The following is a 13,492-nucleotide window of genomic DNA, read 5'->3' as shown; positions in this document are numbered from 1 at the left end:
CTTACACGCTCTTGCCAGTCTGCTGCATCGTAATCGGTTGCTCACAGTACCATAATCATTTCGCCATTACTCTTTAAAGTCGTTGGCGTCCAGCTCATGGCGGGAGAGTAATTTGTAAAACTCAGTGCGGTTGCGCCCCGCCATGCGCGCGGCATGCGTGACATTGCCCTTAGTGATTTGCAGCAGCTTGCGCAGGTAGTTCAGCTCAAACTGATTACGCGCCTCAACAAAGGTTGGCAGCGCGGTGTTTTCCCCTTCCAGCGCCTGTTCCACCAGCGCATCACTGATCACGGGCGATGAGGTGAGCGCCACACACTGCTCAATAACGTTAACCAACTGGCGCACGTTGCCAGGCCAGCCGGCGGTCATCAACCGCTTCATGGCATCGGTGGAAAACGCGCGCACAAACGGTTTATGCCGCTCTGCCGACTGTTTCAGCAAGTGATTGGCCAGCAGCGGAATATCTTCCGCCCGTTCAGCCAGCGCCGGGATCTTCAGGCTCACCACATTCAGCCGATAGTAGAGATCTTCGCGAAACTCGCCGCGCGCCATCGCTTTCGGTAAATCACGGTGCGTCGCTGAAATGATGCGCACATTAATATCGATATCGCGGTTGCTGCCGAGCGGGCGCACTTTGCGCTCCTGTAACACGCGCAGCAGTTTGACCTGCAACGGGATCGGCATATCGCCAATCTCATCAAGGAACAGCGTGCCACCTTCCGCCGCCTGAAACAGCCCCTCGCGGCTGCTGACCGCGCCGGTAAACGCACCGCGCGCGTGACCAAATAACTCCGATTCCAGCAGCTGTTCCGGCAATGCGCCGCAGTTAATGGCGATAAACGCGCTTTTGCTGCGCGGGCTGGCGTTATGAATCGCCTGCGCGAGTACCTCTTTTCCGGTGCCGCTCTGGCCGTTAATCAGCACGCTAACATCAGATTGCGCCACCATCCGCGCCTGCTCCAGCAGACGCAGCATTACCGGGCTGCGGGTGACAATGGTTTCACGCCACTGGTCATCCATTGCCGAACCGCTGTGCTCCAGCGCATCATCAATCGCTTTATACAGCGCGTCTTTGTCCACCGGTTTGGTCAGAAAGCTGAATACACCCTGCTGGGTTGCGGCCACCGCGTCGGGAATTGAGCCATGCGCCGTAAGGATAATCACCGGCATGCCCGGCTGTACGCGCTGGATTTCGGCAAACAGTTGCATGCCATCCATCTCATCCATGCGCAGATCGCTTATCACCAGGTCGACCTTTTCCCGCGCGAGAATGCGTAATCCTTCCTGCCCGCTTTCCGCCGTAACGATGCTATAACCTTCGCTGGTGAGGCGTAGCCCCAGCAGTTTTAACAGCCCCGGATCGTCATCCACCAGCAACAAATGGGCAGGTTTACGGCTGGTCATGGTTTCACATCCTCCTGAGTGCCGTCGCTTTTAGACGGGTGAGAGCCATCCGGCAGATCGGTGGCGGCGGGTTTATTGCGCGTGGAGAGACGCCGTTCGATATCGGTGAGATTTTCCAGTTTGCGTGTAGTGGTTTCCAGTTGTTCACGCAGGAATTGCTGCTGCTGACGCAGGCTATCGAGCTCGCTATCCGCCGATTGCTGCAATTTCGCGTAACGGGCGCGCTCTTCCGCCAGTTGCAACTGGGCTTTTTCGCCATCGCGCCAGAGCTCAAACAGGGGGCGAACCTGTGCCGGGATCGTGGGGCTCAATGCGCCTAACCGCTCGGTGTATTCACGACGCTCAAGCGGCGAAATTTTGGCGTTCGAGAGCAAAATGCCGCGCCTGAATGTGGCCTGCCAGTTATCGTCAGACCAGCTACGGGCTTCGGCACGCGCTGCGGCGGGCGATAAACGCTGGGCACAGTCCATACCGCGCAGCCAGTAAAGCGGGTTGGTGTCGACGTTTTGCCCGGACAGCGACCAGATATCGTCGCAATCGGTGGACAAGAAATCGGCCAGTTGATGTTCAGGGAGCCGTTCTTCCTGGGTGTCATGAATCGCGCTTTGCGGCTTTTGTGCAACACACCCCGCCAGCAGCAAACAGGGAAATACGCGAAGCCAGGCGTTTTGCTGTGTAACCGCGTTAACCACGCGGGAAAAAACATGCGACATACTCACCAGATTCAGATTCATTGAGTGGATTTTTCCGGCGCATTGAGAGGAAGCTCAATACGGAAACAGACATCAGCTTTGCTACTCGCCACCAGATGCAGCTCGCCTTGCATACGGCGAATGCAGTCTCTGGCAATGCTTAGCCCCAACCCGCTGCCTTTCACCGCTCCTTTTCGCTGGTGGCTACCCTGAAAGAACGGTTCGAAGATCATTTCACGCTCCGTTTCAGGGATCGGCGAACCGGTATTTGCCACTTCGATACAGAGCCGTGCGTTGGCGGTATAGCTGTGCAGAGAAATGTTACCGGATTCAGCACCATAGTGCACCGCGTTGGAGTAAAGATTATCCAGCACGCTCATCAGCAACATCGGTTCGGCCTGGCAGGTCGCCACATCAAGGGCGACATCGGTATGCATCATTTTAGCTCGCGCCGGCAAACTGTGGGCAGAGATCACCATTTCTACCAGTGGCGCAAGTTCCACGGTTTCCAGCTCCACCGATCCTTCGGCCAGCTTGCGGTTGTAATCGAGCAACTGCTCAATCAGTTTTTGCAGATTGCGGCTGCTGGCATCGAGGATTTCAACTACCTCTTTCTGTTCCACCGTCAGCGGTCCGACAACCTGATCGGCCAGCAACTCGGTGCCTTCGCGCATACTGGCGAGCGGTGTTTTAAGCTCGTGGGAAAGATGGCGTAAGAATTGATGGCGCTGTGATTCAAGCCAGGCCAGCCTTTCACTCAGCCAGAGGATCCGTTCGCCAACATAACGCAGCTCGCGCGGGCCTTTAAAGACCACACTGCGCCCCAGGGTTCTCCCCTCGCCTAAGCGATTAATCATCCGCTCAATGCCCTTCACCGGGCCGATGATCATGCGGGTAAACAGCAGCACCAGCGCCAGACTCACCAGAAACAACACCAGCGCCTGCCAGCCGAAAAACTGGCCGCGCTCAGCAATTTCCAGCTGAAGTTGCTGCCCGCGGGAAAAGACCACCGCACGTGTCGATTGCACCATCTCGGTATTGGCGGCGGCAAACGCCTCAAGCTGCGCAGAGGCCTCGGCAGACGGGCCGCTATTTTTACACTGCAACTGGGCAAGCGCATTCAAATCCTGGCGCAGCGCCTGGTAAAGTTTATCGTCGGGAAGCACGCCAGCGTGGGCATCGAGCATTTCGCTATAGCGCTTACGCTGATTCTGGTACACGCGCGCCAGAGTGGCGTCATCCAGCACACAGTACTGCCGGTAGCTGCGCTCCATTTCCAGTGCGGCATTGGTCATGGCTTCACTGCGACGCGCGTCAATCAACGTTGTGCGGTTGGTCTGCAACGCCTGTGCGCTAAGTGCGTTCAGGCTTTGCCACGCCTGCCATGCCAGTACCAGCAACGGCAACAGAATTAACAAAAACGCCATCATGACCAGTTGGCGAAGCGAGCGGGGGAAAACAGGCCAGCGTTTCAATGCAGTTCTCTCGCAAAAAAAGGTAGGGAGATGCTAACTGATTTACCAAAAGCCAGAAACAACAAAGCCGGGTATTAACCCGGCTTTGTTATGAAATTAGGCGGTGCCTAACTCGACGTTTCGCCCGATGTCTGATAAAGCAGTGCAATAATCAGCAGGTGGACGGCAGGCACCTTTAAGTGCGTCATTCGAAGTTTATGTAGCACGTCCCGAAGGGGCTGACATAAGAAGGTGAATGAGCCACTGCTTAATATTATGCAGATATTGTGCCAATATGCCAATAATTAATTTAAGTCATTGATTACAATCAGTTTGCTATTTTAAAAATGAAAATGTGATGTGTTTATCATTTCAACAACCTGTCGCTATTTAGCAACACACTGATAGCACCAAAAATAAACCATTTATAATCAACAAATTAAATGTCTCCTTTTGGAGACACCTCGCAATACCCAATGTCGGGAAATACAGACACTTTTGCTCTGGCAAAAAAAAAGCCCTCTTACCGGAAGAGGGCTGACTGATAATGGCGAAATTAACCCAGTTGCTTACGGGCGTTGCGGAAGATACGCATCCACGGGCTATCTTCGCCCCAGTTTTCCGGGTGCCAGGAGTTGGAAACGGTGCGGAACACGCGCTCCGGGTGCGGCATCATAATGGTTACGCGCCCGCTTTCGCTGGTCACGGCCGTAATGCCGTTCGGAGAGCCGTTCGGGTTCGCCGGGTAGGTTTCCGTCACGGCCCCGGTGTTATCCACATAGCGCAGCGCCACCAGCCCTTTGCTTTCCAGCTGCGCCAGATGCGCGCCATCACGTACTTCCACGCGACCTTCGCCATGGGAAACGGCGATCGGCATCTGCGAGCCAACCATACCGCTCAACAGCAGCGACGGGCTTTGTGTCACTTCCACCAGGCTGAAGCGCGCTTCAAAGCGGTCAGAGTGGTTACGCACAAAGCGCGGCCACAGTTCGCTACCCGGGATTAGTTCACGCAGGTTAGACATCATCTGGCAACCGTTACACACACCCAGCGCCAGCGTCTGCGGACGGTGGAAGAAAGTTTCGAACTCATCGCGCACACGCTCGTTGAACAGAATCGATTTTGCCCACCCCTCACCAGCACCGAGCACATCGCCATACGAGAAACCACCGCAGGCCACCAGCGCCTGGAAGTGCTCAAGGCCAGTGCGCCCTGCCAGCAAGTCGCTCATATGCACGTCAATGGCATCAAAACCGGCGCGATGGAACGCAGCCGCCATTTCAACGTGCGAGTTGACGCCCTGCTCACGCAGCACAGCCACTTTCGGGCGCGCGCCGGTCGCAATAAACGGTGCCGCGATATCGTCGTTAATATCAAAAGAGAGCTTCACGTTGAGGCCCGGATCGTTGTCATTGGCTTTCGCCTGATGTTCCTGATCCGCACACTCCGGGTTATCACGCAGGCGCTGCATCTGCCAGGTGGTTTCCGCCCACCACATGCGCAGCTGAGTGCGGCTTTCACTGAACACCGCCTGACCATCGGCTTCAATCACAAAGCGATCACCAGAAACCGCCTTACCCAGATAATGTACGCAATCGCCAAGGCCGTATGCCGCCAGCACGCTTTCTACCGCTTCGCGATCGGCCGCGCGCACCTGAATCACCGCGCCCAGCTCTTCATTAAACAACGCCGCCAGACGATCATGGCCCAGAGAGGCGATATCAACGTTGATGCCGCAGTGGCCGGTAAAGGCCATCTCCGCCAGCGTCACCAGCAGGCCGCCATCGGAGCGATCGTGGTAGGCCAGCAGTTTGCGGTCCGCCACCAGCGCCTGAATGGCGTCATAGAAGCCTTTCAGTTGTTCGACATTACGCACATCGGCTGGTTTGTCACCCAATTGACGATAAACCTGGGCTAGCGCAGTGGCGCCCAGCGCGTTATTGCCGTTGCCCAGATCGATCAGCAACAGGGCGTTATCTTCCGTGGAAAGCTGCGGAGTAACCGTGTGACGAACATCTTCAACACGGGCAAACGCGGTGATCACCAGCGACAGCGGCGAAGTCATTTCGCGCTGCTCGCTGCCTTCCTGCCAGCGGGTTTTCATCGACATTGAGTCTTTGCCCACAGGAATCGTCAGCCCCAGAGCCGGACAAAGCTCTTCACCCACCGCTTTCACGGCGGCATACAGCCCGGCATCTTCGCCTGGATGCCCGGCAGCGGCCATCCAGTTTGCCGACAGCTTAATGCGTTTGATCTCGCCAATCTGCGTCGCGGCGATGTTAGTGAGCGCTTCGCCCACCGCCAGACGGGCGGAAGCGGCGAAGTCCAGCAGCGCAACCGGCGCGCGTTCGCCCAGCGCCATCGCTTCACCGTAGTAGCTATCGAGGCTGGCGGTGGTTACCGCGCAGTTCGCCACCGGAATCTGCCACGGTCCCACCATCTGATCGCGCGCGACCATACCGGTTACTGTGCGGTCGCCGATGGTCACAAGAAAGGTTTTTTCCGCCACGGTCGGCAGATGCAGCACGCGGTTAACCGCATCAGCAATGGAAATGCCCTGCACGTTCAGCGCTTCGCCAGCAGCCTGACGAGACGCGACATCGCGGGTCATCTTCGGCGTTTTACCCAGCAGTACATCCAGCGGCATATCGATCGGCTGGTTGTTAAAGTGGCTGTCGTTAAGCGTCAGATGTTGAGCTTCCGTCGCTTCACCAATCACCGCGTACGGCGCGCGCTCGCGGCGGCACAGCTCGTCAAACAGCGCCAGTTGATCGGCGGCAACCGCCAGCACATAGCGCTCCTGCGATTCGTTGCACCAGATTTCCAGCGGGCTCATTCCCGGCTCATCGCTAAGAATATCGCGCAGCTCGAAACGACCACCGCGACCGCCGTCGCTCACCAGCTCCGGCATAGCATTAGAAAGGCCACCCGCGCCAACGTCGTGGATAAAGAGGATCGGGTTGGCATCGCCGAGCTGCCAGCAGCGGTCGATAACCTCCTGGCAACGACGCTCCATCTCCGGGTTGTCGCGCTGTACGGAGGCAAAATCGAGATCCGCGTCGGACTGACCAGATGCCATTGAAGAGGCCGCGCCGCCGCCAAGGCCGATATTCATCGCCGGGCCGCCCAGCACGATCAGTTTCGCGCCAACGGTGATTTCCCCTTTCTGCACGTGATCGGCGCGGATGTTGCCGATGCCGCCCGCCAGCATGATCGGTTTGTGGTAGCCGCGCAGCTCTTCGCCGTTGTGGCTGTTCACTTTCTCTTCATAAGTACGGAAGTAACCGTTCAGTGCCGGACGACCAAATTCATTGTTGAACGCCGCGCCGCCCAGCGGGCCGTCGGTCATGATATCCAGCGCGGTGACGATACGATCCGGTTTACCGAAATCCTCTTCCCACGGCTGTTCAAAGCCCGGAATACGCAGGTTGGAAACAGAAAAGCCCACCAGCCCCGCTTTTGGCTTCGCGCCACGACCGGTCGCGCCTTCATCGCGGATCTCGCCGCCGGAGCCTGTCGCCGCACCCGGCCACGGCGAAATCGCCGTCGGGTGGTTATGGGTTTCCACTTTCATCAGAATATGCGCCGGTTCCTGATGGTAGTCGTAACGTCCTTCCCCGCGATCGGCGAAGAAGCGACCCACGTCGGAACCTTCCATCACCGCGGCATTATCTTTATAAGCTGACAGCACAAAATCCGGCGTTTGCTCGAAGGTGTTCTTGATCATTTTGAACAGCGACTTCGGCTGCGGTTTGCCATCAATCACCCAGTCGGCGTTGAAAATTTTGTGGCGGCAGTGCTCAGAGTTCGCCTGCGCGAACATATAAAGCTCAATGTCGTTCGGATTGCGCCCGAGGCGGGTAAACGCCTCTTGCAGGTAGTCGATTTCGTCTTCCGCCAGCGCAAGCCCCAGACGCAGGTTGGCGTCAATCAGCGCCTGACGGCCTTCACCCAGCAGATCCACGCTCTGTACCGGCGCAGGTTGATGATGCTCAAACAGCCGTTCGGCGTCTGCTTGTGAAGTGAATACGCTCTCCATCATGCGGTCATGCAGTTCTGCAGCAACGTCGTTCCACTGGGCGTCAGTCAGCCCGCTTGCCTCAACGTAATAAGCGACGCCGCGCTCAAGGCGATTGATTTTGTTGAGGCCGCAGTTGTGAGCGATGTCGGTTGCTTTTGAAGACCAGGGAGAGATGGTGCCGGGACGAGGAGTGACGAGCAGTAATTTTCCGGTCGGGGTATGGCTGCTAAGGCTCGGGCCGTATTTCAGCAGACGCTGGAGCCGCGCGGATTCATCTTCTGTCAGCCCATCATTGAGATCGGCGAAGTGAGCGTATTCGGCGTAAATGTTGCTTACCGGGAGGTTGGCAGCCTGAAAACGTGCCAGCAGTTTGTTGATACGGAAAGCGGACAATGCAGGCGAACCACGCAGAATTTCCATCATAAGTCTCTCGTCTTCGATTACGCAGCGTCGGGGACGCTTTAAGTGTGCACCAGGGGAAAACGGGCGTCATTATAGAGAATCCTGCGCGTAGACGAAACCGTTTGCGTCGAAATAAAATCGCCGTCAATTTTTAACAATAGCTGTCGCCGAATGCTCTAATTAGTTGCCAACTGGCGTTTTGTTGCGCAGAATGCCGCTCAATCACCGACAAACCTTACTGTTATCATTACGAGAATCTTCTGAGGCAAAGCACGGCGCAGAGAATTAACTCCTTGAAAAAATTTAAGATTAATTATCTGCTCATCGGCATTGTCACCCTGCTGCTGGCAGCGGCCCTGTGGCCTTCTATCCCCTGGTTCGGCAAAGCCGACAATCGCATCGCGGCGATCAAAGCTCGCGGGGAGCTGCGCGTCAGTACCATTGCCACACCGCTCACTTACACCACCGTTGATGGCAAAACGTATGGGCTGGATTACGATCTCGCGCAGCATTTCGCCGATTATCTCGGCGTAAAACTGAAAGTCACGGTGCGCCAGAATATCAGCCAACTGTTTGACGACCTTGATAATGACGATGCCGACATGCTCGCCGCCGGGCTGGTCTACAACAGTGAGCGGGTAAAAAACTACCAAACCGGGCCGGTTTATTACTCCGTTTCTCAGCAACTGGTGTACCGCGTAGGCAGCTACCGTCCCCGTACGCTGGAATCCGTGAATGCCAGCCAGTTAACCATCGCCCCCGGTCATGTCGCGCTGGACGATCTGCGTGAAATAAAAGAGAAGAAGTACCCGGAGTTAAGCTGGACGGTAGATGAAAAGCTCGGCACGACCGCGCTGCTGCAACAAGTGGTCGACGGGAAACTGAGCTACACCGTCGCCGATTCGGTCGCCATTAGTCTGTTCCAGCGTGTCCATCCTGAGCTGGCGGTGGCGCTGGATATCACCGATGAGCAACCCGTTACCTGGTTTAGCAAGCGCGATGACGATAATACGCTGTCGGCCGCGATGCTCGATTTCTTCAATAATATGAATGAAGACGGCACGCTTGCGCGGCTGGAGGAGAAATACCTCGGCCACGGCGAGGGTTTTGACTATGTCGACACGCGTACCTTTTTACGCGCCGTCGATAGCGTGCTGCCGGATCTGCAACCGCTGTTTGAAAAGTACGCCCAGGCGATTGACTGGCGATTGTTAGCGGCTATCTCTTATCAGGAGTCGCACTGGGATTCCCAGGCCACCTCCCCCACCGGCGTTCGCGGCTTGATGATGCTGACGCGCAATACGGCGCAGAGCTTAGGTTTAAGCGATCGCACTGACGCCGAGCAAAGCATCAGCGGCGGCGCGCGTTATCTGGTGGACATGATGAGCAAAGTACCGGACACCGTTCCGCAGGATGAAAAGATCTGGTTCGCGCTGGCGGCTTACAATATGGGCTACGCGCATATGCTGGATGCCCGCGCGCTGACGGCAAAGACCAAAGGTAACCCGGACAGTTGGGCTGATGTGAAGCAGCGCCTGCCGTTATTGAGCCAGAAACAATATTACAGCAAGCTGACTTACGGCTACGCGCGCGGGCATGAAGCCTATGCGTATGTAGAAAATATTCGTAAGTATGAAATCAGCCTGGTCGGTTATTTGCTGGAAAAAGAGAAAGAGGCCGCAAAGGCGTTGAAAATGGCGAAGAGTTACCCGGCGGTATCAACAGAGGAATTAAATCGCCCGGCTTACGGCGTGCTGCCCTTTAGCGCGTTAACCGCGAATGAAGCCTTCCCGCGTAACCCGCTACTGGTGTCCGACGCACTGGTGCAGAACCCGCTGAAAGTTAACCGCTAGCACTTAACGCCAATACGCGCTAGGAAGCCGTGGGATCGCCCGTCGGTTTTTTCAGGGCTTTCTTCTCCAGCCGACGCTGACGGAAAAAGTCGCTCAGCATCGCGGCGCATTCGTCGCGTAACACGCCTTCGGTTATCGCCACCCGATGATTCATGCCTGGATGGTGCAACACATCAATTAGCGATCCCGCCGCGCCGGTTTTCGCATCCCGCGCGCCAAAAACCAGTTGGCCAATACGGCTGTGCACCATGGCACCCGCGCACATAACGCATGGCTCCAGCGTGACGTATAAAGTGGTATCAATAAGACGGTAGTTTTGCAGCACCAGCCCGCCCTGGCGCAACGCCATAATTTCCGCATGCGCGGTCGGATCGTGGCGGCCAATCGGTCGGTTCCAGCCTTCGCCGATCACCTGCCCGTTATGCACCAGCACCGCGCCTACCGGCACTTCACCCTCTTCCCAGGCGCGTTTCGCCAGGGTGAGCGCATGACGCATCCAGACGTCGTGATTCAGTTCAGGAATGGACAAAGTGGGATACTCCAGTAATTCAGGCGGAGCGCATTATACACAGCCGTTATCGGTTCGACACTACTCCAGCTGTTGCAAGTCGCCACGTGGCGTCACGCGCCAGCGGTGCTGGCAAAAATAGAGCAGCGGATTATCTTGCTTGCTGTCGCTGTAACCGCTGTAAAGACGCAACGGCGTGCCGATTTTGCGTTCAAGCTGGGCGACTTTTTCATGACCGAGGCAGCGCATAGTCAGCACCCAGCCACCGTAGCGACGGCTGATTTGGCTGGCTATCAGGTTCACGCGCGGCAGCCACGGGGTATCAAAATAGACCTGCTCCACCAGCGGCTGCGGTGAGCCGGTAATCAGCCAGATATCTGCATCGGAGGCGGCAAGGTAGTTGGTTAATCGCGTCTGTACCACCGGAAAGGCCGTGACATGCCCGCGAAACCACTGGACAAATTTCGCCTGCAAGGCGTTCAGATGGCGTTCGCTATGGCCAAACGTGCAGCCCCACAGCAGCAAGCTCATTGGCCAGCGCGCGGCGCGTCCTTTGAGTAATAATCCGCCCGCAATCACCGGCAACAAAGGCAGCACCAGCAACGCATTCAACGGCTGATGACGCAAAACATAACGCAGAAACGTGCCAAACATATCCTGCTGGTGCAGGGTTCCATCAAGATCAAAAAAGACGACGCGGCGCTCGCTGTTAGCCAAATGGGAGTCCTCTGTTGGTTAACCTTCGACCGCCGGGCCTCTCCTTCTGGCGATCGCTCTTTCAATAGCCTAACAGATAGCCCCTCACTTTTCCGGTAACAATCGGTCACCGATACCTGTAATAATCAGCGGCTATGTTGGCAAGGCCAGGATGCTTTACACTGGCCCGAACCTTTACTTCACCGCGATCCTGATGACAACACAACATACGCGCGCCTTTCATTTTGCCCCATTTCGCCATCTGTTTTTTGCCCGTCTGCTGACGGTGCTCGGTAACGGCATTGCCCCCATTGCGCTGGCTTTTGCGGTGCTGGACATTGGCGGTTCCGCCACCGAGCTCGGTATTGTGGTGGCCGCACGCTCATTGTTTAACGTGGCATTTTTGCTGGTTGGCGGCGTGCTGGCCGATCGCTATTCACGCAGCCGGGTGCTGGTGTTGTCGTCGCTGGTCGCCGCCTGTTCGCAAGGCGTTGTCGCCTGGCTGGTGCTGGATGGTTCAGCAACGGTGATGCTACTGGCGATACTCGGAACGATTAACGGCGCAGCGGCGGGGATCGCGCTGCCGGCTTCGTCCGCGCTGGTGCCGCAAACGGTGCCAGCGCATAACCTGCGCGAAGCCAATGCGTTTATCCAGCTCGGTATTTATAGCGGAACGGTCGTCGGCGCGTCGCTCGGTGGCATCCTCACCAGCGCCGTCGGGCCTGGCTGGGGGCTGGCGATTGACGCGCTGGGTTTTGCCGCCTCGGCTCCGCTTTATCTGGCCATTCGCATGGGCGCCATTCAGGCGGCAGCGGGGCAAAGCAATATCCTGCAAGATCTGCGCGATGGCTGGAAAGAGTTCATCAGCCGCGCCTGGGTGTGGGGCATTGTCGTGCAGTTTACCATTATTAATGCCGCGTTCAGCGGGGTGGTGATGGTGCTCGGCCCGATCATTGCCGATGCTTCGTTTGGCCGTGCGCGTTGGGGGATGATCGTCGCCGCACAGAGCGTTGGTTTGATTGTCGGTTCGTTCCTCGCGCTGCGCTGGCGTCCGCGACGCGACCTGTTTATCGGCGTGATGCTGGTTGCCATATGCGCAGTGCCGATCTATCTCCTGAGCAAAAGTGTATCTACTCCGTGGTTGCTGGCCGCGTTTTTTCTGGCTGGCGTCAGTTTTGGTTTGTTCGGCGTGGCGTGGGCGCAGTCATTACAAACACATATTCCGCCAGAGAAGCTGGCGCGTGTTTATGCCTACGATGCAATGGGATCATTTATCGCCATTCCGGTTGGTGAGCTGGCCGCCGGGCCGTTGGCGACGCACTTTGGTAGCAGCAACGTGCTGATCGCCTCATCCATCGCTGTGATCATTGCCTGCGCGGGTGCCAGTTTTATTCCGGCAATTCGCCGGCTTGATAATTCACCGAAAGTTAAACAACACGGCCTCAGCGGATCCTCTTGATCGCTGTCAAAACCCATTCAGGGATATTTTGTGCTAAAAGAATTTTTAATTCATAATCTCAATCTATTACTGGAATATTAAATTCATTCATCGGCAAAATATTGCGGATGGGTTTACACCCGGAGATCTTATGAATTGTCTAATCCGCATTCGCCAGCGCTACCCAGGCCTTGCACAGAGCGATAAAAAGCTGGCGGAATTTCTGCTGGAAAACCCCGATCGCGCACGCCATTTGAGTTCGCAACAGCTGGCCGCCGAAGCGGGTGTCAGCCAGTCCAGCGTGGTGAAATTTGCCCAGAAGATGGACTTTAAAGGCTTTCCGGCAATGAAACTGGCGATCAGCGAAGCGTTAGCCAGCAATAGCAATCCGTGGTCGGTGCCAGTACATAACCAGATCCGGGGTGATGATCCGCTGCGGGTGGTTGGCGAAAAGCTGATTAAAGAGTATCAGAGCGCCATGCATGCCTCGCTGGATGTCAACAGCGAGGAGAAATTGCTGGAGAGCGTGCGGCTACTGCGCGAAGCGCGGCGTATTATTCTGACCGGAATCGGCGCTTCCGGGCTGGTCGCACGTAATTTTGGCTGGAAGCTGATGAAAATCGGCGTTAACGCCGTGGTCGAGCAGGATATGCACGCGCTACTGGCAACCGTGCAGGCGATGGAGCCGGGCGATCTGTTGCTGCCCGTCTCTTATAGCGGTGAACGCCGCGAAATCAATATAGCTGCCGATGAGACACTGCGCGTTGGCGGCAAAATCCTCGCCATAACCGGCTTCACGCCGAACGCCTTACAGCAGCGGGCCACACACTGCCTGTACACTATCGCGGAAGAGCAAGCGACACGCAGCGCGGCGATTTCTTCCACCAGCGCGCAAATGATGCTCACGGATTTACTGTTTATGGCGCTGGTGCAACAGGATCTTGAGCATGCGCCGGAGCGTATTCGCCATAGCGAAGAGCTGGTAAAAAAACTGGTGTAATCCCCCGTCCTGGCGGGCGAGGAG

General features: G+C 56.6%; 9 protein-coding genes. 3 read left to right on the top strand and 6 right to left on the bottom strand.

Annotation, left to right across the window (positions count from 1 at the left end):
- Positions 1-66: 66 nt before the first annotated feature.
- From glrR to purL, 4 genes are all read right to left on the bottom strand, one after another.
- Complete coding sequence (gene glrR, locus BN2591_RS08780) at positions 67-1,404, bottom strand: two-component system response regulator GlrR (RefSeq protein WP_017459023.1); 1,338 nt, start codon at positions 1,402-1,404, stop codon at positions 67-69.
- Positions 1,401-2,138 carry a two-component system QseEF-associated lipoprotein QseG gene (gene qseG / locus BN2591_RS08775; RefSeq protein ID WP_086870735.1) on the bottom strand — a complete coding sequence of 246 codons (738 nt, stop codon included), beginning with the start codon at positions 2,136-2,138 and terminating at the stop codon, positions 1,401-1,403. The genes glrR and qseG overlap by 4 nt, the downstream gene beginning before the upstream one ends.
- A complete protein-coding gene (gene qseE / locus BN2591_RS08770; protein WP_086870733.1) occupies positions 2,135-3,571 on the bottom strand; it encodes a two component system sensor histidine kinase QseE/GlrK in 1,437 nt (478 codons plus the stop codon). Before qseE ends, qseG begins: the two co-directional genes overlap by 4 nt.
- A gap of 535 nt (positions 3,572-4,106) precedes the next feature.
- Positions 4,107-7,994 (bottom strand): phosphoribosylformylglycinamidine synthase, encoded by a 3,888-nt coding sequence (purL, locus tag BN2591_RS08765; protein ID WP_086870731.1) that lies wholly within the window; start codon positions 7,992-7,994, stop codon positions 4,107-4,109.
- Positions 7,995-8,233: 239 nt separating this feature from the next.
- Between purL and mltF the strand changes: the two genes are divergently transcribed.
- Entirely contained in the window at positions 8,234-9,826 is a 1,593-nt protein-coding gene (mltF, locus tag BN2591_RS08760; protein WP_244172997.1) for a membrane-bound lytic murein transglycosylase MltF, read from the top strand.
- Positions 9,827-9,845: 19 nt separating this feature from the next.
- Here mltF and tadA read toward each other — a convergent pair whose 3' ends face one another.
- Together tadA and yfhb are read right to left on the bottom strand one after the other, a co-directional pair.
- Positions 9,846-10,370: a tRNA adenosine(34) deaminase TadA gene (gene tadA, locus BN2591_RS08755; RefSeq protein ID WP_425268950.1), complete on the bottom strand. Its 525-nt coding sequence runs from the start codon at positions 10,368-10,370 to the stop codon at positions 9,846-9,848.
- A 45-nt stretch (positions 10,371-10,415) separates the two neighbouring features.
- The gene (yfhb, locus tag BN2591_RS08750) at positions 10,416-11,051 is read right to left on the bottom strand and encodes a phosphatidylglycerophosphatase C (RefSeq protein WP_086870725.1); all 636 of its coding nucleotides are present in this window, start codon (positions 11,049-11,051) and stop codon (positions 10,416-10,418) included.
- 193 nt (positions 11,052-11,244) lie between these two features.
- Between yfhb and BN2591_RS08745 the strand changes: the two genes are divergently transcribed.
- Positions 11,245-12,489 (top strand): MFS transporter, encoded by a 1,245-nt coding sequence (locus BN2591_RS08745; RefSeq protein ID WP_086871056.1) that lies wholly within the window; start codon positions 11,245-11,247, stop codon positions 12,487-12,489.
- Between the two features lie 130 nt (positions 12,490-12,619).
- The gene (locus tag BN2591_RS08740) at positions 12,620-13,468 is read left to right on the top strand and encodes a MurR/RpiR family transcriptional regulator (protein WP_086870723.1); all 849 of its coding nucleotides are present in this window, start codon (positions 12,620-12,622) and stop codon (positions 13,466-13,468) included.
- Positions 13,469-13,492: the final 24 nt, after the last annotated feature.

This window comes from Kosakonia pseudosacchari, assembly GCF_900184035.1.
Lineage (GTDB): Bacteria > Pseudomonadota > Gammaproteobacteria > Enterobacterales > Enterobacteriaceae > Kosakonia > Kosakonia pseudosacchari.
Note: the sequence above shows the minus strand (reverse complement) of the source record. Positions and strands in the feature narration are given on the sequence as shown.

Coding starts and splice junctions, on each gene's coding strand:
- BN2591_RS08740 (WP_086870723.1), top strand. CDS start 12,620: ATGAATTGTCTAATCCGCATTCGCCAGCGCTACCCAGGCCTTGCACAG.
- purL (WP_086870731.1), bottom strand. CDS start 7,994: ATGATGGAAATTCTGCGTGGTTCGCCTGCATTGTCCGCTTTCCGTATC.
- BN2591_RS08745 (WP_086871056.1), top strand. CDS start 11,245: ATGACAACACAACATACGCGCGCCTTTCATTTTGCCCCATTTCGCCAT.
- glrR (WP_017459023.1), bottom strand. CDS start 1,404: ATGACCAGCCGTAAACCTGCCCATTTGTTGCTGGTGGATGACGATCCG.
- qseG (WP_086870735.1), bottom strand. CDS start 2,138: ATGAATCTGAATCTGGTGAGTATGTCGCATGTTTTTTCCCGCGTGGTT.